Source organism: Bradyrhizobium sp. SZCCHNR1015 (assembly GCF_032489875.1).
GTDB lineage: Bacteria > Pseudomonadota > Alphaproteobacteria > Rhizobiales > Xanthobacteraceae > Bradyrhizobium.
Window position 1 is genome coordinate 143,685 of record NZ_JAUEYW010000007.1, and the last position, 22,582, is coordinate 166,266.

At 65.4% G+C, this 22,582-nt stretch carries 22 protein-coding genes and 1 tRNA gene; 14 read left to right on the forward strand and 9 right to left on the reverse strand.

Annotated elements, in window-relative coordinates; genetic code table 11:
- Positions 1–66: 66 nt before the first annotated feature.
- Complete coding sequence (locus QX128_RS14000) at positions 67–996, reverse strand: sugar kinase (protein WP_315800997.1); 930 nt, start codon at positions 994–996, stop codon at positions 67–69.
- Positions 983–2,020 carry an SPFH domain-containing protein gene (locus QX128_RS14005; protein ID WP_315800996.1) on the reverse strand — a complete coding sequence of 346 codons (1,038 nt, stop codon included), beginning with the start codon at positions 2,018–2,020 and terminating at the stop codon, positions 983–985. The genes QX128_RS14000 and QX128_RS14005 overlap by 14 nt, the downstream gene beginning before the upstream one ends.
- A 107-nt stretch (positions 2,021–2,127) precedes the next feature.
- On the opposite strand from QX128_RS14005, the gene QX128_RS14010 reads away from it, so the two are divergent.
- Entirely contained in the window at positions 2,128–2,868 is a 741-nt protein-coding gene (locus QX128_RS14010) for an NUDIX hydrolase (protein WP_316237720.1), read from the forward strand.
- A gap of 138 nt (positions 2,869–3,006) precedes the next feature.
- Here QX128_RS14010 and QX128_RS14015 read toward each other — a convergent pair whose 3' ends face one another.
- The gene (locus QX128_RS14015) at positions 3,007–3,567 is read right to left on the reverse strand and encodes a hypothetical protein (protein ID WP_316237721.1); all 561 of its coding nucleotides are present in this window, start codon (positions 3,565–3,567) and stop codon (positions 3,007–3,009) included.
- Positions 3,568–3,936: 369 nt separating this feature from the next.
- Here QX128_RS14015 and QX128_RS14020 point away from each other — a divergent pair, with 369 nt between their 5' ends.
- Positions 3,937–5,163, forward strand: coding sequence for a CaiB/BaiF CoA-transferase family protein (locus tag QX128_RS14020; RefSeq protein WP_315800993.1), 1,227 nt, complete (start codon positions 3,937–3,939; stop codon positions 5,161–5,163).
- A 165-nt stretch (positions 5,164–5,328) separates the two neighbouring features.
- On the opposite strand, the gene QX128_RS14025 is transcribed toward QX128_RS14020, so the two are convergent.
- Both QX128_RS14025 and QX128_RS14030 read right to left on the reverse strand, forming a co-directional pair.
- Positions 5,329–5,574, reverse strand: coding sequence for a hypothetical protein (locus QX128_RS14025; RefSeq protein ID WP_316237722.1), 246 nt, complete (start codon positions 5,572–5,574; stop codon positions 5,329–5,331).
- 33 nt (positions 5,575–5,607) lie between these two features.
- Entirely contained in the window at positions 5,608–6,276 is a 669-nt protein-coding gene (locus QX128_RS14030; protein ID WP_315800991.1) for a TetR/AcrR family transcriptional regulator, read from the reverse strand.
- Between the two features lie 226 nt (positions 6,277–6,502).
- Between QX128_RS14030 and QX128_RS14035 the strand changes: the two genes are divergently transcribed.
- Positions 6,503–7,738 carry an acyl-CoA dehydrogenase family protein gene (locus tag QX128_RS14035; RefSeq protein ID WP_316237723.1) on the forward strand — a complete coding sequence of 412 codons (1,236 nt, stop codon included), beginning with the start codon at positions 6,503–6,505 and terminating at the stop codon, positions 7,736–7,738.
- A gap of 227 nt (positions 7,739–7,965) precedes the next feature.
- Positions 7,966–9,024 carry a phosphotransferase family protein gene (locus QX128_RS14040; RefSeq protein WP_316237724.1) on the forward strand — a complete coding sequence of 353 codons (1,059 nt, stop codon included), beginning with the start codon at positions 7,966–7,968 and terminating at the stop codon, positions 9,022–9,024.
- Between the two features lie 114 nt (positions 9,025–9,138).
- Here QX128_RS14040 and QX128_RS14045 read toward each other — a convergent pair whose 3' ends face one another.
- Both QX128_RS14045 and QX128_RS14050 read right to left on the reverse strand, forming a co-directional pair.
- Positions 9,139–9,420 carry a hypothetical protein gene (locus QX128_RS14045; RefSeq protein ID WP_316237725.1) on the reverse strand — a complete coding sequence of 94 codons (282 nt, stop codon included), beginning with the start codon at positions 9,418–9,420 and terminating at the stop codon, positions 9,139–9,141.
- 1,057 nt (positions 9,421–10,477) lie between these two features.
- Positions 10,478–11,263, reverse strand: a complete 786-nt coding sequence (locus tag QX128_RS14050) for an SDR family oxidoreductase (RefSeq protein ID WP_316237726.1) — start codon at positions 11,261–11,263, stop codon at positions 10,478–10,480.
- Between the two features lie 145 nt (positions 11,264–11,408).
- Between QX128_RS14050 and QX128_RS14055 the strand changes: the two genes are divergently transcribed.
- Together QX128_RS14055 and QX128_RS14060 are read left to right on the forward strand one after the other, a co-directional pair.
- On the forward strand, positions 11,409–12,116 hold the full coding sequence (locus QX128_RS14055; protein WP_316177093.1) for a histidine phosphatase family protein: 708 nt from the start codon (positions 11,409–11,411) through the stop codon (positions 12,114–12,116).
- Between the two features lie 152 nt (positions 12,117–12,268).
- The gene (locus QX128_RS14060) at positions 12,269–13,036 is read left to right on the forward strand and encodes an SDR family oxidoreductase (RefSeq protein ID WP_315800985.1); all 768 of its coding nucleotides are present in this window, start codon (positions 12,269–12,271) and stop codon (positions 13,034–13,036) included.
- Positions 13,037–13,330: 294 nt separating this feature from the next.
- Here QX128_RS14060 and QX128_RS14065 read toward each other — a convergent pair whose 3' ends face one another.
- Entirely contained in the window at positions 13,331–14,566 is a 1,236-nt protein-coding gene (locus tag QX128_RS14065; protein ID WP_315800984.1) for a serine hydrolase domain-containing protein, read from the reverse strand.
- Between the two features lie 150 nt (positions 14,567–14,716).
- On the opposite strand from QX128_RS14065, the gene QX128_RS14070 reads away from it, so the two are divergent.
- Positions 14,717–14,792 (forward strand) — tRNA-Trp (locus QX128_RS14070).
- Between the two features lie 89 nt (positions 14,793–14,881).
- Here QX128_RS14070 and QX128_RS14075 read toward each other — a convergent pair.
- Positions 14,882–16,102, reverse strand: coding sequence for an ABC transporter substrate-binding protein (locus QX128_RS14075; RefSeq protein ID WP_316237727.1), 1,221 nt, complete (start codon positions 16,100–16,102; stop codon positions 14,882–14,884).
- 359 nt (positions 16,103–16,461) lie between these two features.
- Here QX128_RS14075 and QX128_RS14080 point away from each other — a divergent pair, with 359 nt between their 5' ends.
- The 7 genes from QX128_RS14080 to QX128_RS14110 all read left to right on the forward strand — a co-directional run bounded on the left by QX128_RS14080 (position 16,462) and on the right by QX128_RS14110 (position 22,580).
- Positions 16,462–18,327: an invasion associated locus B family protein gene (locus QX128_RS14080; protein WP_315801371.1), complete on the forward strand. Its 1,866-nt coding sequence runs from the start codon at positions 16,462–16,464 to the stop codon at positions 18,325–18,327.
- Positions 18,328–18,615: 288 nt separating this feature from the next.
- Positions 18,616–18,807 carry a preprotein translocase subunit SecE gene (gene secE / locus QX128_RS14085; protein WP_315800982.1) on the forward strand — a complete coding sequence of 64 codons (192 nt, stop codon included), beginning with the start codon at positions 18,616–18,618 and terminating at the stop codon, positions 18,805–18,807.
- Positions 18,807–19,364 carry a transcription termination/antitermination protein NusG gene (gene nusG, locus QX128_RS14090; protein ID WP_009031827.1) on the forward strand — a complete coding sequence of 186 codons (558 nt, stop codon included), beginning with the start codon at positions 18,807–18,809 and terminating at the stop codon, positions 19,362–19,364. Before secE ends, nusG begins: the two co-directional genes overlap by 1 nt.
- A gap of 382 nt (positions 19,365–19,746) precedes the next feature.
- Positions 19,747–20,175: a 50S ribosomal protein L11 gene (gene rplK / locus QX128_RS14095; RefSeq protein ID WP_012045056.1), complete on the forward strand. Its 429-nt coding sequence runs from the start codon at positions 19,747–19,749 to the stop codon at positions 20,173–20,175.
- Between the two features lie 6 nt (positions 20,176–20,181).
- Positions 20,182–20,874 carry a 50S ribosomal protein L1 gene (gene rplA, locus QX128_RS14100; RefSeq protein ID WP_315754183.1) on the forward strand — a complete coding sequence of 231 codons (693 nt, stop codon included), beginning with the start codon at positions 20,182–20,184 and terminating at the stop codon, positions 20,872–20,874.
- Positions 20,875–20,950: 76 nt separating this feature from the next.
- Complete coding sequence (locus QX128_RS14105; protein ID WP_316237728.1) at positions 20,951–21,901, forward strand: 2-hydroxyacid dehydrogenase; 951 nt, start codon at positions 20,951–20,953, stop codon at positions 21,899–21,901.
- Positions 21,902–22,115: 214 nt separating this feature from the next.
- Positions 22,116–22,580, forward strand: coding sequence for a (2Fe-2S)-binding protein (locus tag QX128_RS14110; protein ID WP_315800980.1), 465 nt, complete (start codon positions 22,116–22,118; stop codon positions 22,578–22,580).
- The last annotated feature ends 2 nt before the right edge of the window (positions 22,581–22,582 follow it).

The window sequence follows — 22,582 nt, forward strand, 5'->3', positions numbered from 1 at the left end:
GCGGCCGCGGAAGGCGGCGGCGTGCCCACCATCCAGCAGCGAACTGCAGCGGCGTTCGGTATCGGTTCACACGATCAGCCGTCCCTGCCGCTCCGCAATCCCGATCACCGCTTCCGTTCCGGCATTGAAATCGAGATTGTCCGCCTCGATGCCGTCGGAGAAGATCACGCCGTTCTCGGGCATCAGCGAGCGCAGGCGCAAGGTTTCGGCACCGTTCAGCCCGCCGCAGACCAGGGAGGTCTGCGACGTCCTGCTCGGAAACGGCTCGCGCACGGCGAAGCGCAAGCTCCGGGCGTCCCAGGGCAGGGCGGTGTAGTCGCCGTCGCCGTGGCCGCCGTAACGGCCGGCTATGGCCAGCGCGCCGGTGACGATGCTCTTGAACCAGGCGGTCGAGCCGAGCCCGGTGGCGACGATCAGTCCGCTCGACGACTGCCGTTCCCGACCGTCGCGCGTTGCGATCTCATAGCGGGCGGAAACGTGGGTACGCGCGCCGATGAAGAGGTCGTTGACCGCATGGAGCACCTGGCCGTCGGCGAGACTCGCGCGCGCCATGGTCACGGCCTTGGCGGCGCGCTTGTCGGCGGCGACCTCGGGCAGCAGGCTCGCGAGATCGGTCGGCGCGAACGGCAGCAGCACGCCGTCATGGCGCTGAGCGTCGGGGTTCAGTCCGAGCAGCGGCTGGCCGTCGAGATATTTCATGGTGTTGGCGACGAGCCCGTCGGGGCCGAGCGCCGCGACGATGTCGGCGGGGCCGAAGATGAAGTTCGGCAGGAAGCCGCGGTCGACGATCTGGTAGCGGCCCCAGCGCTCCAGCGTCTGCGTCGCCGTGGCGCGCGCGGCCTGATAGGCCGCGTGCTCGCGCTCGTAGTCGGAGAAATCGGCGCCGAGATGCTCGACATAGAAGCGGGCCTGGTCCGCGGTGAGGAACCTTGCGATCAGCTCCTCGAGCCGCGTTCTCCTGACGACCAAGACCACCTTGCGGTCATTGCCGGACACGGGGCGCCTCCGCGGGCTTCTGCATCAGGCTGTTCAGCAGCTCCGGCGAGACGTTGAGCTGCCCGATCTTCTCGGCCTTTTCGGCGAGGCCCGAGAACGCCTGCGCGATCAACTGGCCCGGCTGCATGCCGGTCGCGGCCAGCGCCTGGATCACGCGGGTGTCGACGCCCTCGAAGATCTTCATCAGCGCGCCGACGCGATAGGCTTCGGCATCCGCCAAAGTGCGGGTGTTCGCCGCATTCAGCGACACGAAATCCTTGCGCTTGGCCTCGAGCCCGATATCGGCGACCATGCCGGCCTCGCGCAGCTCGTTCTTTTTTGCGGCGACGCTGGCCTCGGCATCCATCTGCGTCTCGCGGATCGAGCGCTTCTTCTGCTCGACCGCGATCTCCGTGTCGAGCTCGCTCTCGCGGATCGCCCGCTCGCGCTCGACGGCGAAATTGCGCCGCGCGAAGATGGCTTCGTCAGCGGTCTTCAGGATCGCCTCGCGCGCTTCGGCCTCCAGCGCCTTGGCGGTCTCCGGCGTCGGCTTCACCGCGCGCACGGCGACGCCGAGGATGTCCAGGCCCAGCGCATCGATGTCGGCGCGGCGCTTCAATCCGGCCGCGATCGCCTCGGCGATGCGGTCGGAGGCGCGCAGCGCTTCCTTCAGGGTCATGTCCTTGACCGCCTGCTGCGCCAGCACCTCGACCGCGCCGAGCACGCGCTGCGGCAGCTCCTCCGGGTCATCGGACTCGTAGGTCTTGCCGTCGCGCTTGAGCGTGAAGTTCAGCATCGCGGCCGCCTTCCTCGGCTCGCCGATGCGGTAGGTCACCTGGCCCTGGATCGTCAGCGTCTGAAAGTCGCGGGCGATCTGCTGGAAGATGAAGGCGGCATCGCGGCTGCCGATCGGGATCGCGACCAGCGAGGTCGCGGGCCCATAATAGAAGGTGGAGAGCCCGGCGCCTTCCTCGACCACGCTGCCGGCGCGGTACTTGAGGAGATAGGTGGTGGGTTGGGCCTTGATGAAGCGTAAGCCGAACATGGCGGCCTCCTGACGTTGACTGGCGTAAGTGTGTCACGCCAACTTAGTAAGTTGGACAGTACAACTAAGTATGCTAGTGTCAAGGGACGAATTCGGGGGCGGGCGGTATGGCAGCACGGCAGGGGCAGGGCGGCGGAGCGGCCGCGAGAGCAGGCGGACTGGATTTTCCGCGGCCGCTAACGACGGTGGACATCGTCATCTTCACGATCCGGCTGGAGGCGCTGCACGTGCTGCTGGTGCGGCGTGGCCAGGGCGAGGGGGAGCCGTTCCCGGACGCCTTTGCATTGCCAGGCGGCTTCGTCGACGTGGCCAAGGACGCCGATCTCGAAGCCTGCGCGCGGCGCAAGCTCGCCGAGAAGACCGGCGTCGTCAGTCCCTATCTGGAGCAGCTCGGCAGCTGGGGCAGCGCGCACCGTGACCCGCGCGGCTGGTCGGCGACGCACGCCTATTTCGCGCTGATCCCGGCGTCAGCAGCGGAGGCCGCGCTCGCGGCCGATGCGCAATGGTTTCCGCTCGCGGGCATGAGCGTGAAGCCGAAGCTCGCCTTCGATCATGCCGAGATCCTGCAGGCCGCCGTGCGGCGGCTGCGCAACAAGGTCGAGTACACCTCGCTGCCGGCCTATCTGATGCCGGAGGAGTTCACTCTGCCCGAGCTGCAGCGGACCTACGAGATCGTGCTCGATCGTCCGCTGGAGAAGAGCGCCTTCCGCACCCGCATGCTCTCGGCCGACCTGATCGAGCCGGTCGCCAAGATGCGCAAGGGACCGAACCGGCCGGCCCAGCTCTACCGCCTGAAGGCGGCGGCCGCGCCGGTGTATTTTGCGCGGACATTCAACGCGCCGGAGTGAAGCCCCGTAGCCCGCATGAGCGTAGCGACATGCGGGGCTCACGCGCTGGCTGGGAGAACCCGGCTGCCTCGCAATGACCAGGATGGGAAGACGGTGCGCCACGAGACCGTGCGGACTACGCGGCGCGTCTTCGTTCGGTCACGCCGAGAAGTCTACCACCAGCGACTTGCTGGTCGAGCTCGACGAACTGGTGCCGCTGGCGCCGTAGGACGAGGTCGTGCTGCTGTTCGAGCTCTGCAGCGCCTCGAGCAGCTTCTTCAGGAGCTCCTCGACCTGGGACGATGACGACGACGAGGACGAGGTGCTTGAGGTGGTGTCGCTGCTGCTGTCGTCGCTCGGCGGCGGACCGGGTGGCGGGCCACCGGCACCACCCGCGCCGCCGGAGAAGGCGTTGGCGAACACGTTCTTCAGCTCGCTTGCCTGGTCCGACGTCAGCTTGCCGCTGTCGACCTCGCTCTGGATGAGATCGTCGATCTTCGACTGCATCTCCTTGGGCGAGGGCGGTGTGCTGGAGGTCGATGACGAGGACGAGCTGCTGCTGCCGCTCTTCAACGCGGAATCGATGTCGTCGAGCGCCGACGACAAGGCGGTCTGGTCGGTCGAGCTGACCTTGCCGGCCGAGACTTCCTTGGTGAGCTCCTGCTTGAGCAGGTCGAGCGGGGAAAAGCCGCTCATCGAGGAGGCAGAGATCGACGTCATGGCGTGCTCCAGAGGGTAAGACATCAAACCTGCCTCCAGCTGTGGCTGTAACGCTTAACGGCTCCTTGTTCCCTGTGTCCGGATGTGTCTGGACTCCGGTCGCACACAAAATGAAGCAAGAAAGTGGCCGGCCGTCGCGAATCCGGCAATGTCCGCGCCGGAGCGGCCGTCTTGGAGCGGCGACGAGTTTCCACCGCCCAGGATTTGGGTCGCCCGGGCGCGGTGCTCGGGGTGACGTCCTGTGCCGGGCAAGGCGGCATGCCGCCAGCGCAGTGCTCCGAGTCGCGAAATGGTGTATCGGCGGGTGACGGGCGGGGCCCTCGCCAGGGCATGTCCGCGCCAAGGAATAAGAACTCCCGGAGGAACTCCATGTCGGCCCTGCCGCTTTCTGGCATCAAGATTCTCGATCTGACCCGCGTTCTGGCCGGACCGCTGTCCGCGCAGATGCTGGCCGATCTCGGCGCCGAGGTGATCAAGATCGAGCGGCCCGGCACCGGCGACGACGCGCGCGCGTTCGGTCCGCCCTACCTCAGGGACCCCGACGGCAAGGCCAACAACAACAATTCCTTCTACATCTGCGCCAACCGCAACAAGAAGTCCGTCACGGTCAACATCGCCTCGCCGGAGGGGCAGGAGATCATCCGCGCGCTCGCCAAGGACTGCGACGTGTTCATGGAGAACTACAAGGTCGGCGATCTCAAGCGCTACGGCCTCGACTACGAGGCCATCAAGGCGATCAATCCCGACGTGATCTACTGTTCGGTGACCGGCTTCGGCCAGACCGGGCCGTATTCACCGCGCGCCGGCTATGATGCGATCTTCCAGGCCATGGGCGGGCTGATGAGCGTGACCGGCCACATGGACGGCGAACCGGGGGCGGGGCCGATGAAGGTCGGTCCCTCGATCGTCGACTACATGACCGGCATGAACACCTCGATCGGCATCCTTTCGGCGCTGTATCACCGCGACGTCAATGGCGGCGGCGGCCAGCACATCGACGTCTGCCTGTTCGACACCGTGATCGCGTCGCTGTCGCACTACGCCCAGATCTTCCTGGTCAACGGCAAGTCGCCGCCGCGCCGCGGCACCTGGGGCAATGGCGGCATGCCGGCCGGCGTGTTCCGCTGCACCGACGGCGAATTGATGCTGGTGGTCGGCAACGACGCGCAATTCGCGCGCACCTGCGCCGTGCTCGGCTCGCCCCAGCTCGCCACCGATCCGAAATTCGTCAGGAACAACGACCGCGTCGTCAACGGCAAGGAGATCATGGCGATCTTCGCCGGCCTGTTCCTGAAGAACTCGGTGGCGCATTGGCTGGAGGAGCTGGAGAAGGCCGGCGTGCCATGCGGGCCGGTCAACGATTTTGCGCACGTGTTCGCCGATCCGCATGTCCGCTCGCGCGGCATGGAGGTGAAGGTCGAGCACCCGTTCGAGCCGCAGCTGTCCCTGATCCGCAACGCGCTGACCTTCTCGGGCACCCCGATCACCGAATATCGCGCGCCGCCGCTGCTCGGCGAGCATACCCAGGACGTGCTGTCGGGGTTGGGCTATGACGAGGCGAAGATCGCGGCGTTGAAGCAGCAGGGCGTCGTGTAGGGGCACCGCTAGTCGCGTCATTCTCCGGTGTCGTCCCGGCGAACGCCGGGACCCATAACCACCGGCCGGCGTGCTGACTCTCGATATCTCTCCGCGTGCCTCAAGACGGATCACGCGGTATGGGTCCCGGCGTTCGCCGGGACGACCCGTGGAGAAAGTTTGCTCCTAATTGTGGCTGTGATGACGGTGCCGCCTCGCCTTGTGCCGTGGCGCATGATAGCGCGGCTCTACAACGTACCGGGCGGGCGGTGGCGCGCCAAGCTGCTGCCGCGATTCCTGCAGACGGCGCTGATAGCCCGGCGAGTTCATGATGCTGGCGGCGGCGCCGCGGGCCAGCACCGGCTCGCTGGCGGTCACCATCACGAGTGTGGACGCGACGAAGGCGAGTAACAGGTGCGGTCGGTACGTCACGAGTGGACTCCATGGTGGATGGTGGGATCCCGGCTACGGGCTGCGCGCTGCAATCTTGACCTTCGACTTTGCCGCCTGATCGCGCGCGGTCAAGCCGAGCACGGCGCCGCGCACCACCCGCGCGATCACATCCTCGACATCGTCGAGGTCGCATTGACCGTCGGAGAGCTTGGTGAGGCGCTCACTCTCGCGGATGGTGTGATGCGCCATGGCGAGCGCAAAATGCAGGCCCCAGAACAGATCGACCTCGGAGCTGTCGGGCAGGGCGCGCTGCATTGCGCTTGCGAACTTCCGCAGATGGTCGATTTCCTTGGTCTTGATGCGGCGAATTGGCGGCACCGATTCGATCGAGGCGCGGATCATGAACTGCGCCACCGCCGAGCGCTGGTTCTCAGGGCCGAGGCAGCCGCGCAGGATCGGGCCGACGAGGGCGCGCAGGATGTCGGAGATGTCGGCGCGGCCGCCGCCGGCATCCTCGGCTTCACGCAATTCGCGCAGGCGCTCGCGGTTGAGCGCGATCGAGCGCGTCACGAACAGTTCGGCGATCAGCTCGTCCTTGGAGCCGAAATGATAGTTCACCGCGGCGAGATTGACGTTCGCCTCCGCCACGATGTCGCGCAAGGTTACGTCGGAGAAGCCGCGTTCGGCATAGAGCCGCTCGGCGGCGATCAGGATCGCAGTCCGGGTCTGGTCGGTCGCCATGCTCGTCCTCCCGAACGATGAAGCGGGGAGTTGCGTTTCAAACAATTGTATGAAACTATTGTTTGAGACGGCCGCGATGTCAATCACGGTTCTTCCGTGGGGCGACATTTCGGCGCTGCAGCGACGGTTCGCGCGGTCGTGTTGCGCAAGATCACACTTGCACGGACGCCGTGGGCGGGCCGACACTGCGGCCAAAATTTCAGAGGAAACACCCAAGGAGAGTCCCATGGACTTCACGATGTCGGCGAAGCAGCAGGAATGGCTGGAGCGCGTGCGCAGCTTCATGACCAAGCATGTCCGCCCGGCGGTGCCGATCTACAAGCAGCAGGACGCCGAGGGCGATCGCTGGAAGGTGATCCCGATCCTGGAGGACCTCAAGGCCAAGGCGAAGGCCGAAGGGCTGTGGAACATGTTCATGCCGCCGTCGCCACATGAGGACGACGAGTTCCGCGGCGCCGGTCTGTCCAATCTCGAATATGCGCTGCTGTCCGAGGAGATGGGCCGCATCTCCTGGGCCTCCGAGGTGTTCAACTGCTCGGCGCCGGACACCGGCAACATGGAGGTGTTCATCCGCTACGGCACCAAGGAGCAGAAGCGCAAATGGCTGCGCCCGCTGATGGACGGCGAGATCCGCTCGGCCTTCCTGATGACCGAGCCGGCGGTCGCGTCGTCGGATGCCACCAACATCGAGACGCGGATCGTGCGTGACGGCGATCATTACGTCATCAACGGCCGCAAATGGTGGTCGTCGGGCGTCGGCGACCCCCGTTGCAAGATCGCGATCCTGATGGGCAAGACCGATCCGTCGGCCGCCAAGCATCAGCAGCAGTCGCAGATCCTGGTGCCGCTCGACACCCCCGGCATCAAGGTCGAGAAGATGCTGCCGGTGTTCGGCTTCGACGACGCGCCGCACGGCCACGCCCAGGTGCTGCTCGAGAACGTCCGCGTGCCCGCGGAGAACATCCTGCTCGGCGAGGGCCGCGGCTTCGAGATCGCGCAGGGCCGCCTCGGCCCCGGCCGCATCCATCACTGCATGCGCACCATCGGCAAGGCCGAGGAGTCGCTGGAGAAGATGGTGCGCCGGCTGATGACGCGCGCCGCGTTCGGCAAGAAGATCATCGAGCATTCGGTGTGGGAGCAGCGCATCGGCGAGGCCCGGACCAATATCGAGATGTGCCGGCTGTTGTGCCTCAAGGCGGCCGACATGATGGACAAGGTCGGCAACAAGACCGCGCAGGGCGAGATCGCGATGATCAAGGTCGCCGCCCCCAACATGGCGCTGAAGATCATCGACGACGCCATCCAGGCGTTCGGCGGCGCCGGCGTGTCGGATGATGCGGGTCTCGCCAAGGACTACGCCAACATCCGCACGCTGCGACTTGCCGACGGCCCCGACGAGGTGCACAACCGCGCCATCGCCCGGCTCGAAATGAAGAAATACGCCAACGAGCCGCGGCATTGAACTCGTAGGGTGGGCAAAGCCTCCGGCTGTGCGCAAAGCGCGCAGTCGGGGGCGTGCCCACCATTGTCGAGCGCGAAGCAAGATGGTGGGCACGCTTCGCTTTGCCCACCCTACGTAACTGAGCCCTCTCACGGGCATTGCAGGCGGCGCCCGCAATGACGAAAAAAAACGAGCGACGGCAATCGCCGCGGCTCGTAGGATGAGACGTAGCACCAAGGGAGTTCGTCGTGGCCGACGGCGTCAAGAAGGACGAAGAATTCTCCGGCACCAAGCCGGTCGAGGAGCGGCATCGCTTCGACGAGGCCAAGCTCGCGGCCTGGATGGCCGAGCATGTCGAAGGCTATCAGGGCCCGCTGACCGTGCTCCAGTTCAAGGGCGGCCAGTCGAACCCGACCTATCGCCTGAACACGCCGGCGCGTTCCTACGTGCTCAGGCGAAAGCCGTTCGGCAAGCTGCTGCCGTCGGCGCATGCAGTCGATCGCGAATTCCGCGTCATCGCCGCACTCGGCAAGCAGGGCTTTCCGGTCGCCAGGGCCTATGCGCTGTGCAACGACGACAGCGTCATCGGCGCGGCCTTCTACATCATGTCGATGGAGGAGGGCCGGGTGTTCTGGGATCCGACCCTGCCGCATGTCGCAGCGCCCGAGCGGCGTGCGATCTTCACCAGCAAGATCGAGACCTTGGCGAAGCTGCACAGCTATGATCCGGCGGCGATCGGCCTCGCCGAGTTCGGCAAGCCGGGCAACTACTTCGCCCGCCAGGTCGATCGCTGGACCAAGCAATATCGCGCCTCCGAGACTGAGCACCTGCCGGAAATGGAGAAGCTGATCGAGTGGTTGCCGCGCACCTTGCCGGTGCAGCAGCGTGTGTCGATCGTGCATGGCGACTACCGGCTCGACAACATGATCTTCCACGCATCAGAGCCGCGCGTCATCGCGGTGCTCGACTGGGAACTGTCGACGCTCGGCGATCCCATGGCCGATTTCACCTATCTCTTGATGCAGTGGATCATGCCGGGCCTCGACGGGGTCGACCTGAAGGCGCTGAACATCCCGACCATGGAGGAGGCGGCCGCGATCTATTGCGGCGTCACCGGCACCGAGCTGCCGGACCTCAACTGGTACTTCGCCTACAATCTGTTCCGGCTCGCCGGCATTTTGCAGGGCATCATCGGCCGCATCCGCGACGGCACCGCCGCCAACGACAAGGCCATCGAGTCCGTCAAGCGCATGGTGCCGATGACCAAGCAGGCCTGGGCCTACGCGCAGAAGGCCGGAGCGGCGTAGCTTGGCAGTCCGGATGAGCGGAAGCGACATCCGGGTTCTTCACCGGCAGAAGTGCTGAACCCGGATGTCGCTTCGCTCATCCGGGCTCCTCATCAGGCCCGCGTTGGCGCGGGCTCAGCGCCCACCGCCGCCGCCGCCACCACCACCTCCGCCGCCACCACCGGCCGCGGTCAGCGCGTTGCTGTAGCGCGGATCGGTCTGCTTCATGTAGATCGGCGAGGTATCGCGGCTCTGGCGGCGCTGCGATTGCTGCACCTGTGCATCGGTGCCGCAGGCCGTCCAGGAGACCAGCTCACAGCCCGGCCATTGGATCTCGCGCGCGCTCGCGCCCGTCATGGCCGCGCCGGCCGCCAGGGCGCCGAAGGTGAGCAGGGCTAGTTTCGACAATCTCGACATCTGATCCATCCTTCGGTTTCGGCGAGGCCGGAATGGTCCGCTTGCGAAGTTCGACGGAGGCTCGAAGCAGGCGGTTCGAAGACGTGGGCTGAAAAAATCGCAGCGAGCGCCGATGCCTGCGCTTGAACCAGACCGCTGTCCGCTGCGACACGACGCGGTCGCGCCGGCAAAGAAAGTTTGCGAGCGTGATCAAGGTGATCGCCTCGTTCAGCCTGGGCAGGCGAAAGATTTTACTTTCGCTTTTTCGGAATTTGTGATTTGATGGCCGCCATCCCGCCTCAACGAGAGGGGCGTTGCGCGCGATCGTCACGACACGCGAGGCGGGGAGGCGGTGGCCGCGGAGATGTCGCAGCGTAGCTTGCTACGCGGACGAACGGCAGTTCGCGGACGTGAAGTCGCAGGGTCCTGATACCCCGATGCTGGTATCAAGTCGCGTTGGCCTGAGCGCCGCGCGGCGATGGTGGCCAACAAGCCCGGCGCACCAGGGAGACTGCGTATAAGCGTTAAGACCATCGCGCAGGGAAGGCCGGGTGTTCTCGGCTGCACCTGTGGTACCTGCCGCCTGCATTTCTTTCGCAGGCGGGCCGCAGGCGTCAGCCGACGCCTGGCCTTCCCTGCGCCCTTCGATTGCGAAGGGCGGTGAGTTTCTTGGGATCACTCGGGCGCGGATGCGTCGCGGGAATGAACGCGCATGTTTGGATATCGTCATTGCGGCCAAGCATCGACAGCGCGAACGCGCTGGCGGTGCGCAGAGCCGGGATCCATACGCCGCAGCAGATGTGTTGGGCCAAAAGCCAACCGTCAGCCTGCCTCAAACCGCTCCCTGGGGGTATGGGTCCCCGCGTTCGCGGGGACGACAGCGGTGGGGATGGCGGGCAATCGTGGTTTAGGGGCCGCAGTCGTGCGGCAACAACAGGTGTCGTCCCCGCGAACGCGGGGACCCATACCGCGTGATCCATCGAGGGATGTCGCTGTCAGTTACCTGCCTCACTCCGGCCGGTGGTTATGGGTCCCGGCGTTCGCCGGGACGACAGCGGAGAGTGAGGCAGCCATTCAATTAGATCGGCTTGCCCGCATACGGCATCGACGCGGTGAGGCCGCCGTCGACCGGGAACGCCTGGCCGTTGACGTAGGAGGCCTCGTCGCTGGCGAGGAACAGGGCCATGGCGGCGATCTCATGCGGCTGGCCGGCGCGCTTCAACGGATTGAGCTGGCCGATCTTGCCTTCGGTGCCGCGCTCCTTGGCGCCGTCGAAGATCGGCTTGGTCATGCCGGTCTCGATCAGGCCGGGACAGACCGCATTGATGCGCACGCCGGTGCCGGACAGCGAGTAGGCCGTGGTCTGCACCAGGCTGATGACGCCCGCCTTGCTCGCCGCATAGGGATGGCCCGAGGCGCCGGACTTCAGGCCCGCAACGGAGGCCGTGCAGACGATGGCGCCGCGCTGCTGCCGCACCATGTGCGGCATCGCGTATTTCACCGCGAGGAACGGGCCGATCAGATTGATGCGCAGGATCTCCTGCCAGTGCTCGACGGTCTGTTCGGCGATCGGGATCAAGCCGCCGGAGATGCCGGCATTGGCCCAGATGACGTCGAGCTTGCCGTAGGTCGCAACGGCGCGATCGATGAAGCCGCTCACGTCGGCTTCCGAACCGGCGTCGGCCATCACGGCCTCCGCGATGCCGCCCTGCTGCTTGACGAGCTCGACCGTCTCCTTGACGCCTTCGCTGCGATCGACCGCGATCAGCCGCGCTCCTTCTTTCGTGAACATCAAGGATGCGGCGCGGCCGATGCCGCTGCCGGCGCCGGTGATGATGACGGATTTGCCTTCGAGGCGGCCCATGTTTCCTCCTGCTTCAATTGTGGTCAGTTGCGTGCCGCGCAACGGAATTCAAACGCCGTTTCAAACGTGCTGAGATCGCCAAGCGGCTTGAGACGATCTGGGCCTTCACGTACAGCGGGAGACGAGCGGAGGGAAGGGTTGAGCGATGTCGGTTGATGCAACGAAACCTTCTGTCGTCACCACGCGCTGGTGGTGGGTGCGTCACGCGCCGGTGCGCAGCGACGGCGGCAATATCTACGGCCAGTCCGACATCGCCTGCGATACCTCCGATCGCGAGGTGTTCGAGGCGGTCGCAAAAATCCTGCCGCGCAGTGCGGCGTGGTATGCGAGCAATCTGATGCGCACGCATCAGACCGCCGAGGCGATCTGGGCCGCCGGCTTCCCGCGTCCCGCAGCGATGGTCAGGGAGGCCGCTTTTGCCGAGCAGCATCTCGGACAATGGCAGGGCATGAACCGCGCCGCGTTCCTGGCCAGCCGTCCCGCGGGCAGCCACTGGTTCGCCGCCATCGATGAGCCGGCGCCGGGCGGCGAGAGCTACATGGATCTGTACACCCGCGTCACCGCGGCGATTGCTCGTATCACCGTTTCGGAAGCCGGCCGCGACGTCATCGCCGTCGGCCATGGCGGCACCATCAAGGCCGCGGTGGGCCTCGCGCTCGGCGGCCTGGTCGAGAAGGGGCTGGCTTTCGACATCGACAACTGCTCGGTGACCCGGCTCGACCACATCGTGGCTGGCGACATCAGCACTTGGCGGTTGCCGATGGTCAACCAGCAGCCATGGATCGCCGATGCCGCGCACCGCGCGATGCACCAGCCGGCCGGGCCGGAGGTGACGACGAGCAAGCTGGCGTAGTGAACTTCGTAGCCCGGACGAGCGCAGCGACATCCGGGTTCACCGTTGCAGCGCGTGAGACCCCGGATGTCGCTGCGCTCATCCGGGCTACGCGACCGAGCTCGCGGCTGCCATCCCGCAACTCATAACAACTCAACCCAGGAGGACTCCCCATGACCCTGTTCGACATGACCGGCAAGGTCGCCGTCATCACCGGATCGACCCGCGGCATCGGGCTCGCCATTGCCGAGCGCATGGCCGAGCATGGCGCCAAGGTGGTGATCTCGTCGCGCAAGGCCGATGTCTGCGATGCCGTCGCCAAGGAGCTCAATGACCGCTTCGGTGCAGGCACGGCGGCGGCCGTCGCCGCCAATATCTCCAGCAAGGAGAACCTGCAGAACCTGGTCGACGAGGCCAACCGCATCTACGGCAAGATCGACGTGCTGGTCTGCAACGCGGCGTCGAATCCTTACTACGGGCCGCTCGCCGGCATCTCCGACGATCAGTTCCGGAAGATCCTCGACAACAACATCGTCGCCAACAACTGGCTGATCAGCATGGTCGTGCCGCAGATGATCGCGCGCAAGGACGGCTCGATCATCATCGTGTCGTCGATCGGCGGCCTGAAGGGCTCGACCATCCTCGGTGCCTACGCGATCTCCAAGGCTGCCGACATGCAGCTCGCGCGCAACCTCGCCTGCGAATACGGCCCGCACAATGTGCGCGTGAACTGCATCGCGCCCGGCCTGATCAAGACCGATTTCGCCAAAGCGCTGTGGGACAATCCGGACAACCTCAAGGCCTCCACCGCGCGCTCGCCGCTGCTGCGCATCGGCATCCCCGACGAGATCGCCGGCGCGGCGGTCTTTCTCGGGTCGGCCGCCGGCAACTTCATGACCGGCCAGACCATGGTGATCGACGGCGGCGCGACGATCAGTTGAGGGGAACTATTCGCGTGGCCGGCGGTGCGGCCTCACCTAACAGTGTCGTCCCGGCGAACGCCGGGACCCATAACCACCGGCCGTCATGAGGCAGGCAACTGGCAGTGACATCCCACGACAGATCACGCGGTATGGGTCCCGGCGTTCGCCGGGACGACAGTTGTGGTTGTCGCTGCATCCGGGCAAACGTGATATGCCCCGTAGCCCGCATGAGCGGAAGCGACATGCGGGTTCACACGAAGAGTACGCGAGATCCCGGATGTCGCTGCGCTCATCCGGGCTACAAGCGCCCCCTCACTCCACCGCGGCATACACCACGTCGCGCACCAGCGTGCGCAGGTAGTCGCGCTGTCCAGGAGCCTGGGCCATGAACACGCAGAACAGCTCCTCCTTCGGATCGATCCAGAAGAACGTGCCGGCGATGCCGCTCCAGAAGAAGGTGCCGGGCGAGCCGGGGAAGGGGGCGATGCCGGCCTCGCGGCGCACGGCGAAGCCGAGACCGAAACCGTGACCGGGCGACAGCAGGGTGCCCTGCGTCTTCACGTGGGGTCCGAGATGGTCCGAGGCCATCAGCTCCAGCGTCTTGCGGCCGACCAGCCTGATGCCATCGAGGCTGCCGCGGTTGAGCAGCATGGCGCAGAACCGCGCGTAGTCCATGGTGGTCGCGACAAGGCCGCCGCCGCCGGATTCCATCAGAGGCTGCTCGGTCATCTTGAACAGGTTGACCGCCTCGCCGGTCCACGGGTCCTTGGCGAACGGCTCGGCGAGCCGGCCGGCATTGACCTCCGCGGTGAAGAAGGCGGTCTCGTTCATGCCGAGCGGCTTGAGGATGCGCGCGGCGAGGAAGGCGCCGAGCGATTGGCCCGAGACGACCTCGATGATGCGCCCGAGAATGTCGGTCGAGCGGCTGTAGTTGAACTCGGCGCCCGGCTGGCAGATCAGCGGCAGGCCGGCGACGATTGTCGCGTGCTCGGCATTGGTGATCTTGCGGCTGCGCACCCGCGACTGCTGGTAGAGCTGGTGCACCGGCCCGGTGCCGGTGTGCTCATACGCGAGGCCCGAGGTGTGGCGCAGCAGGTCCTGGACCGTCATCGGCTGGGCGACCGGCACCAGCTCCAGCTGGCCGCCGGTCTCGACGCCCACTTTCTGCTCGCCGAATTCCGGGATGAACTTGGCGACCGGATCGGACAGCAGCAGCTCGCCGTCCTCGACCAGCATCATGATCCCGAGCGAGACGATCGGCTTGGTCATCGAGAAGATGCGGAAGATCGAATCCGGCCGCATCGGCGTGTCGGCGTCGGGCGTTTGCCGGCCGATGGCGTCGAACCAGCCGATCCGGCCGCGGCGGCCGACCAGCAGGGTGGCGCCGGGGATGGTTCCCTTGTCGGCCTCGCGCTTGAATGCATCGGAGGCCCGCTGCAGCCGAGCCTGGGACAGGCCCAGCGCCTCGGGGCGGTCATCCGGCAGCGGCGGCGTCAGCGAGCGGAGCGCGGAAAGGGGCACGCTGGATGCGGCAGTCGGCGGGGTCATGGGCTCTCCCTGAAGTCCTGTTGTCGGTTTGCATCAAGTCTGGCGCGGAAGTTGTGGTCTGACCAGTCGATTTGCCCCATTGCACCCTTGCATTCGGGGGGAGGTCTATGCTTCAAAGCGCGCGAACCGGCGACACTGTCCCGGCTCGCTAGGAGTGTAGCTCAATTGGTAGAGCACCGGTCTCCAAAACCGGGGGTTGGGAGTTCGAGCCTCTCCACTCCTGCCAGCGAGATCAAGCACTTAAGCCAAAAATCGACGAGACAGGTGAGGCCGGGGCCCGCGATGCGCGAGCCCCGAATGCGTTTCGGCGACCTCTTATTGCTTCACATAGGGACAGTTGCCGTCCTTCAGCGGCCGGAACACCTGGTCGCCGGGCACCTCCGCCAGCACCTTGTAATAGTCCCACGGGCCCTTCGATTCCTCCGGCTTCTTCACCTCGAACAGGAACATCGAGTGCACCATGCGGCCGTCCTCGCGCAGCACGCCGTTGTCGGTGAAGGCGTCGCGCACCGGAGTCTCGCGCATCTTCGCGAGCACCGGCCTGGTGTCGCGGGTGCCGGCGACCTTCACGGCATTGAGATAGTGCAGGGTGGCGCTGTAGGTCGCGGCCTGGTTCATGGTCGGCATCCGCTTCATCCTGTCGAAGAACTTCTTGCCGAAGGCGCGGGTGCGGTCGTTGAGGTCCCAGTAATAGGCCTCCGTGATGATCAATCCCTGTGCGAGCTTCAGGCCGAGGCTGTGGATGTCGGAGATGAACATCACGATGCCGGCGAGGTTCTGGCCGCCAGCGACGATGCCGAACTCGGCGGCCTGCTTGATGGTGTTGATGGTGTCGCCACCGCCATTGGCCATGCCGATGATCTTGGCCTTGGAGGCCTGGGCCTGCAGCAGGAAGGACGAAAAGTCCTGGTTGTTGAGGGGATGGCGGGCGCTCCCGACCACCGTGCCGCCGGCGGCGCGCACGACGTCGCCGGTGTCGCGCTCGATCGAATGGCCGAACAGATAGTCGGCGGTGATGAAGAACCAGGTGTTGCCGCCGTTCTTGACGATGGCGCTGCCGACCGTGTGCGCATTGCCGTAGGTGTCGTAGGTCCAGTGCACGGTGTAGGGCGAGCAGGACTTGCCGGTGATGTCGGAGCTCGCGGCATCCGTCACGATCATCAGCTTCTCGAACTGCTTCGACACCTCCATGCCGGCGAGCGCGGTGGCCGAGGTCGGCATGTCGATGACCATGTCGACGGCCTCGTTCTCATACCATTTGCGCACGATCGCGGCGGCGATGTCGGCCTTGTTCTGCGGATCGGCGCTGATCACCTCGATCGGCTTGCCGAACATCGTGCCGCCGAATTCCTCGATGGCGAGCTTGGTCGCCTCGAGATTGCCCTGGCCGCCAATGTCCGAATAGACCGACGAGAAGTCGCTGAGCACGCCGATCTTGAGCGGCGCCTGGGCGCGGGCGGGGACGGCGGTGAGGACGAGAGTGGCAAGGCCGATGGCCGCAAGGCTCATCACGCCCTTCCGCGGGGCAGACATCATGGATTTCCTCCGGATCATTGTTCTTATGGGCTGCAGCATGCGGGCCCGAATCATCATGAGCAAGCGCGGGCTGCGCATGAACCACGGCATTTCGTCGCGGTGCTCCGCCGTTCTCCCATCGCGCGGAAAGACAGGGTCGGCAGCGGTAATCCGTGGCTCGTCTTCGAGGCCCGCGCGGCCGTTGAGCGAATGCTCGATGTCGGTCGGGCAGGCGCTGTTTTTTCCGTGCCGCGAACCCGGCAACACGGTAGGCTGCCGTTCAACCCTGCATTGAAGGCGCGAAAGAGGTTGGGAGCATGAGGAGTTTTGCTGCGCTGGCGGTCGGGAGCGGCATCGCACTGGCGCTCGGCTTGTTGTCGGTGCTGGCCTCACCCGCGATAGCGCAGACCAAGCCCGCGCAGGAGATCAAGCTGTCGTATTCCCCATGGGCGAAGGCCTGTACGCGCGAAGCAGATGTTGACGGCAAGCAGATCTGTTTCACCACCAAGACAGCGCGGTCCGCCGAGAACGAGCGAGTTGTCGTGGCCGTGCTCGTCGAGAGAGACGGGGAGGCCCGTAAGGTCTTAAGGGTGGTTCTCCCGCTCGGTCTGCAAACCGTTCACGGAACGCGGATCATCGTCGACGCGGAGAAGCCGATCCAGAGCACCTATTTGTTCTGCGGCGCAGACGGCTGCGTCTCGGACTACAATGCGACGCCTGAGCTGATCGAAATGCTGAAGAACGGCAAGAGCCTGGTCGTTCAAGCCATCAATGCGAATGGCGCACCGCTGTCGCTTCCGCTTCCGCTCGCCGATTTGGCCCAGGCGCTCGGTGCCAAGGCAGGCAACTGGAATGCTGTCGACGAGCAGCAAAGAAAGATGTTCGTGGCTCTGTTCAAGATCAGGAACAACAAGAGCCTCCCGATTTTGAAACCGAATCTCTCTGTCATGGCGCCCTGGACCAAGTTCTGCCTGAAGGGCAAGGACGCCGATGCCAAGTTGGTCTGCTTCACGGGCAAGGACGGCCGGATCGAAACGGGCCAACCCTTGCTCGCGGCCGTGGTCATCGAGCCCGAAGCCGACCCGAAGAGGCTGCTGCGGATCACGCTGCCGTTGGGCATGGATTTCGCCGAAGGCACCCGGTTGATGATCGACAGCGAGCGGAGTCTGCAGAAGCCGTTCATCATCTGCTTCAAGAACGGTTGTATGTCGGACTACGAGCTCACCCCGGAACTGTTGGGCAGCCTGCGCCGCGGTCAGACCATCAACGTTCAGGCCACGATGAATACCGGGCAGGTGGTTTCGATGAGCCTGCCCTTGCGTGACTTCAACAAGGCCTATGACGGGCCTCCGACGGACCCAAAAGCGTTCGAAGCCCAGCAGAAGAAGCTGCAGCAGGAGCTGGCGCAGCGCGCGAAGGGATCCAAGACGGGGCAGCAGGCCAACATCGCCGACGCCATCGGCGCCGACGCTGCGCCGCCCGCCCAGACCAAGCCGGCTGCCCTCGGTGCCGTTCTTGCTTCCGGCCACTCACCCGGCAAACGGATCGCTCTGGTGATCGGCAATTCGGCCTATCAGAACGTTCCGACGCTCCCCAATCCTGGCCGGGACGCCGCTCTGGTGGCGGACGCGCTACGCCGGGCGAATTTTCAGACCGTGATGCTGGAGAACGACCTGGGCAGAGATCAACTCGTCGGTGCGCTGCGCGAGTTTGCACGGCAGGCCGAGTCCGCCGACTGGGCCGTCGTCTATTACGCCGGACATGGCATGGAGGTCGCAGGAGTCAACTATCTCATCCCGGTCGATGCCAGGATCGCAAGCGATCGTGACATCAGCCTCGAAGCGGTCTCGATCGATCAGGTGCTCAACTCCGCGGAGCGGGCCAAGCAACTGCGCCTGGTGCTGCTGGATGCATGTCGCGACAATCCCTTCGCCAGTCAGATGAAGCGAACCATGACGGTGGCGTCCAGGTCCGTCAGCCGCGGTCTGGCGCAGATGGAGCCCGATCCCGGGACGCTGGTCGTGTTCGCCGCAAAGCATGGCGAGACCGCTCTCGACGGCGATACAGCGAACTCGCCGTTCGCCACGGCCTTCGTCAAGAACATGCAGGTTCCGGGTCTCGAGGTTCGCCGCCTGTTCGACAACGTGCGCGACGACGTGATGGACATGACCGAACGCCGGCAGCAGCCGTATACCTATGGCTCGGTGCCGGGGCGGGTCGACTTCTATTTTGCGACGCCGAAGTGAAACGCGTCGGCCGCACGCGCCTGGGGCAGATCCACCAACCGACCGGGCCGGAGGGCCGTAGGAGCGTCGTTCACCTCGGTACCTTGACCTTCGGCCGGGTCGACAGTAGATATCGAGGACCTGCAGCCGGCCCGCTACACGCGGATATCCGGCGCGGCTTTTCACTCCCCGAACAAGCGAGCCCGTGGATTCGGCTCATCTCTCCGACAAGAGGGTGGGCCACGGTCGGCTGTTCGGTTTTCCCAGTCAACTCTTCAATCGTCCGATGACGGACGAGGACCCCTGACGATGGCTACCAGCCCGTTCAAATTCCTGCAGGAAGTGCGCTCGGAGACCGCCAAGGTCTCGTGGCCGAGCCGTCGCGAGGTCACCATCACCACGATCATGGTGTTCGTGATGGTGGCGCTGGCCTCGATCTTCTTCTTCGCCGCCGATCAGATCATCCGTTATCTCATCACCCTCGTGCTGGGCATCCACTGATGGCAATCGCAACGCAAAGCTCCGACAAGCGCTGGTACATCGTCCACGCCTATTCGAACTTCGAGAAGAAGGTCGCGGAGTCGATCCGCGAGCAGGCCAAGCAGCGCAATCTCGAGGATCTGTTCGAGCAGGTGCTGGTGCCGATCGAGAACGTCACCGAGGTGCGCCGCGGCCGAAAGATCAACGCCGAGCGCAAGTTCTTCCCCGGCTACGTGCTGGTGAAGATGAAGCTGACCGACGAGGCGTTCCACCTGATCAAGAACACGCCCAAGGTGACCGGCTTCCTCGGTGCCGAGAACAAGCCGATGCCGATCTCCGAAGGCGAGGCGATGCGCATCCTGAACCAGATGCAGGAAGGCGTGGAGCGGCCGAAATCGTCGGTGTCGTTCGAGATCGGCGAGAACGTCCGCGTCGCCGACGGCCCGTTCGCCTCGTTCTCCGGCGTGGTCGAGGAAATCGATGAGGCCCGCTCGCGCCTCAAGGTCGCGGTGTCGATCTTCGGCCGCGCCACCCCGGTCGAACTCGAGTTCAACCAGGTCGAGAAGGTCGTCGGCTGAGGCCGGCGATCCACGCTTTCTCCGCCGTCAGAGCTGAGCCCGGAATCCATAGCCTCGATCGGGAATGGGCCGGCGAAGTGCCAGCTCCAGCGTGCCTCACGCGGCACCCTGTGGCTATGGAGTCCGGGCTCGCCCTGCGGGCGCCCCGGAATGACGGGAGGAGGGAGCTTTGCCCTCAACCCTTTCCTTTTCGTCCGATCTCGTGTATCGGGCGCCCTTCGCTCCCCAAACGGGGGCGATTTCGTTCGTGGGAGGCGTGACCGGCTTTGCCAGCCGGGCCAAGCGCGCCGGACCACGGTCCCAAACCTCGCCCGACGGGTTTTGTCGCCCCAAGGCGTTGCGTTCGCATCAGGCAAGATCGCGAGCGCATTGGAGAATCCCAATGGCAAAGAAAGTAACCGGCTACCTGAAGCTTCAGGTGCCGGCCGGCGCGGCCAACCCGTCGCCGCCGATCGGCCCGGCGCTCGGTCAGCGCGGTCTCAACATCATGGAGTTCTGCAAGGCGTTCAACGCGCAGACCCAGAAGGAAGAGAAGAACACCCCGATCCCGGTGGTCATCACCATTTACGCGGACCGGTCCTTCACCTTCGAGATGAAGACCCCCCCGATGTCCTACTTCCTCAAGCAGGCCGCCAAGATCCAGTCGGGCTCCAAGGCCCCGGGTCGCGACAAGGCGGGCAAGGTGACCAAGGCGCAGGTGCGCGAGATCGCCGAGAAGAAGATGAAGGACCTGAATTGCGACTCGATCGAGTCGGCCATGAAGATGGTCGAGGGCTCCGCCCGCTCGATGGGTCTGGAAGTTGCGGGGTAAGCGGCCATGGCACTCGGAAAGCGTTTGAAGAAGGCCCGCGAGGGTATCGACCGCACCAAGCTCTACCCGCTTGCTGACGCGATCAAGATGATCAAGGAGCGGGCCGTGTCGAAGTTCGACGAGACCATCGAGGTCTCGATCAACCTCGGCGTCGATCCGCGCCACGCCGACCAGATGGTCCGCGGCGTCGTCATGCTGCCGAACGGCACCGGCCGTACGCTGCGCGTGGGCGTGTTCGCCCGCGGCGCCAAGGCCGAGGAAGCCAAGGCCGCCGGTGCCGACGTGGTTGGCGCGGAGGACCTGGTCGAGAAGGTGCAGAACGGCAACATCGACTTCGACCGCTGTATCGCCACCCCCGACATGATGCCGCTGGTCGGCCGTCTCGGTAAGGTGCTCGGTCCGCGCGGCATGATGCCGAACCCGAAGATCGGCACCGTGACCATGGACGTCGCCGGTGCCGTCAAGGGCGCCAAGGGCGGCTCGGTCGAGTTCCGCGTCGAGAAGGCCGGCATCATCCAGGCTGGCGTCGGCAAGGCCTCGTTCGCCGAGGACAAGCTGGTCGAGAACATCAAGGCGCTGGCGGATGCGGTGGTGAAGGCCAAGCCGGCCGGCGCCAAGGGCACCTACGTCCAGCGCGTCGCTGTGTCCTCGACGATGGGCCCCGGCGTCAAGGTCGAGCCGGGCACCGTGCTCGCGTAAGCGGCCGGGCATAGGTTAGTTAGAAGGGCGGGATCGTTCATCGATCCCGCCCTTCGCATTTGGAGTGCCTGCCGCCATGCCCGACAAGGTCCTGATCTATTCCCGCCTGCCGAAGTCGCTGACCCAGCGCTTTGCCGACCGCTTCGAACTGCTCGACAGCGGCGGCAAGCCGGCGCACGAGGTTTTTCCGGCGGACGAGGTCGCGCGGATCCGGGCGCTGATCACGGCCGGCGGCACGCCGCTCGGCGCAGTCGACATGGACAGGCTCCCGGCGCTCGGGGCGATCGTCTGCTATGGCACCGGCTATGACGGGGTCGACCTGGAGGCGGCCGCGGCCCGTAACATCGCCGTCGCACACAGCCCGGGCGCCAATGCCGCGGCGGTCGCGGACGTCGCTGTGATGCTGATGCTGGCGAGCACGCGGCGGCTGATGGTGGCAGACGCTTACGTCCGCGACGGGGGCTGGGCGTCCGCAAAACCATCGCCGCTGATGAAGCCGCCGCCGAGCCTCGCCGGCTGCAAGGTCGGCGTCTACGGCATGGGCGAGATCGGCCGCAAGATCGCGGCCCGGGTCGCGGCGTTCGAGACCGAAATCGGCTATTTCAGCCGCACGCGCTACGACGACCTGCCGTATCAATATTTTCCGAGCCTCGAGGCGCTCGCCGAATGGTGCACCGTGCTGATGATCGCGGTCCGTGCCAGCACCGAGACCACTCACGTCGTCAACGCCGGGCTCCTGAAGCGGCTGGGGCCCGACGGCCATGTCGTCAACATCTCGCGCGGCTCCGTCATCGACGAGCGCGCGCTGCTGGCGGCGCTACAGGACGGCACCATCGCCGGCGCCGGCCTCGACGTGTTCGAAACCGAGCCGCATGCGCCGGATGAGCTGACCATGCTGCCGAACGTGGTGGTGACCCCGCATATCGGCGGCAACACCAGGGAGGCGCACGTCGCCATGCAGGCCTGCGTGGTCGCCAATCTTACCGCGTTCTTCGCCAGCGAGCCGATGCCGCATCCGGTGAAGTAGCCGCAGGACGCGTGTCGTAGCCCGGATGAGCTTCGCCTTCGCCCTTTCGGGCGCAGCCGTCCGCTCATTCGGGCTACGGATCTCGCTCCGTCGCTGCCGGATCGTTCCGCGCCGGTGCAGAAATATTTTGATGCACTGCACGGCTCTGTGAATTGCGAGCCATTCTCGAATGCATCTAACTCGCGTTGTCGAACGAAAGACAGCGAGGGCGGCAATGGCGGCGTTCACATTGAAGATCAACGGGCGCGAGCATCAGGTCGATGTCGATCCCGGAACTCCCTTGCTCTGGGCCATCCGCGACAATGTCGGGTTGACCGGCACGAAGTATGGCTGTGGCGTCGCGCAGTGCGGCGCCTGCACCGTCTATGTCGATGGCCAGACCGTCCGCTCCTGCTCGTTGCCCGTCTCGGCGGTCGGAAAGAGCGAGGTGACCACGATCGAGGGGCTGACCTCCACTGAAGCCGTCGCCGTGCAGAAGGCCTGGGCCGCGCACGATGTGCCGCAATGCGGCTACTGCCAATCGGGGCAGGTCATGAGCGCGGCCGCGCTGCTCGGCCTCAATCCCAAGCCCACCGACCAGGACATCGACCTGGCGATGAACGGCAACATCTGCCGCTGCGCGACCTATGTCCGCATCCGCGCTGCGATCCATTCCGCCGCCAAGTCGCTGGAGGGCTGACG

Excerpts from the sequence above, each read along its gene's own strand:
- QX128_RS14005 (WP_315800996.1), bottom strand. The coding sequence starts at position 2,020 with ATGTTCGGCTTACGCTTCATCAAGGCCCAACCCACCACCTATCTCCTC.
- QX128_RS14010 (WP_316237720.1), top strand. The coding sequence starts at position 2,128 with ATGGCAGCACGGCAGGGGCAGGGCGGCGGAGCGGCCGCGAGAGCAGGC.
- QX128_RS14015 (WP_316237721.1), bottom strand. The coding sequence starts at position 3,567 with ATGACGTCGATCTCTGCCTCCTCGATGAGCGGCTTTTCCCCGCTCGAC.
- QX128_RS14020 (WP_315800993.1), top strand. The coding sequence starts at position 3,937 with ATGTCGGCCCTGCCGCTTTCTGGCATCAAGATTCTCGATCTGACCCGC.
- QX128_RS14030 (WP_315800991.1), bottom strand. The coding sequence starts at position 6,276 with ATGGCGACCGACCAGACCCGGACTGCGATCCTGATCGCCGCCGAGCGG.
- QX128_RS14035 (WP_316237723.1), top strand. The coding sequence starts at position 6,503 with ATGGACTTCACGATGTCGGCGAAGCAGCAGGAATGGCTGGAGCGCGTG.
- QX128_RS14045 (WP_316237725.1), bottom strand. The coding sequence starts at position 9,420 with ATGTCGAGATTGTCGAAACTAGCCCTGCTCACCTTCGGCGCCCTGGCG.
- QX128_RS14050 (WP_316237726.1), bottom strand. The coding sequence starts at position 11,263 with ATGGGCCGCCTCGAAGGCAAATCCGTCATCATCACCGGCGCCGGCAGC.
- QX128_RS14055 (WP_316177093.1), top strand. The coding sequence starts at position 11,409 with ATGTCGGTTGATGCAACGAAACCTTCTGTCGTCACCACGCGCTGGTGG.
- QX128_RS14060 (WP_315800985.1), top strand. The coding sequence starts at position 12,269 with ATGACCCTGTTCGACATGACCGGCAAGGTCGCCGTCATCACCGGATCG.
- QX128_RS14065 (WP_315800984.1), bottom strand. The coding sequence starts at position 14,566 with ATGACCCCGCCGACTGCCGCATCCAGCGTGCCCCTTTCCGCGCTCCGC.
- QX128_RS14075 (WP_316237727.1), bottom strand. The coding sequence starts at position 16,102 with ATGATGTCTGCCCCGCGGAAGGGCGTGATGAGCCTTGCGGCCATCGGC.
- secE (WP_315800982.1), top strand. The coding sequence starts at position 18,616 with ATGGCTACCAGCCCGTTCAAATTCCTGCAGGAAGTGCGCTCGGAGACC.
- nusG (WP_009031827.1), top strand. The coding sequence starts at position 18,807 with ATGGCAATCGCAACGCAAAGCTCCGACAAGCGCTGGTACATCGTCCAC.
- rplK (WP_012045056.1), top strand. The coding sequence starts at position 19,747 with ATGGCAAAGAAAGTAACCGGCTACCTGAAGCTTCAGGTGCCGGCCGGC.
- rplA (WP_315754183.1), top strand. The coding sequence starts at position 20,182 with ATGGCACTCGGAAAGCGTTTGAAGAAGGCCCGCGAGGGTATCGACCGC.
- QX128_RS14105 (WP_316237728.1), top strand. The coding sequence starts at position 20,951 with ATGCCCGACAAGGTCCTGATCTATTCCCGCCTGCCGAAGTCGCTGACC.
- QX128_RS14110 (WP_315800980.1), top strand. The coding sequence starts at position 22,116 with ATGGCGGCGTTCACATTGAAGATCAACGGGCGCGAGCATCAGGTCGAT.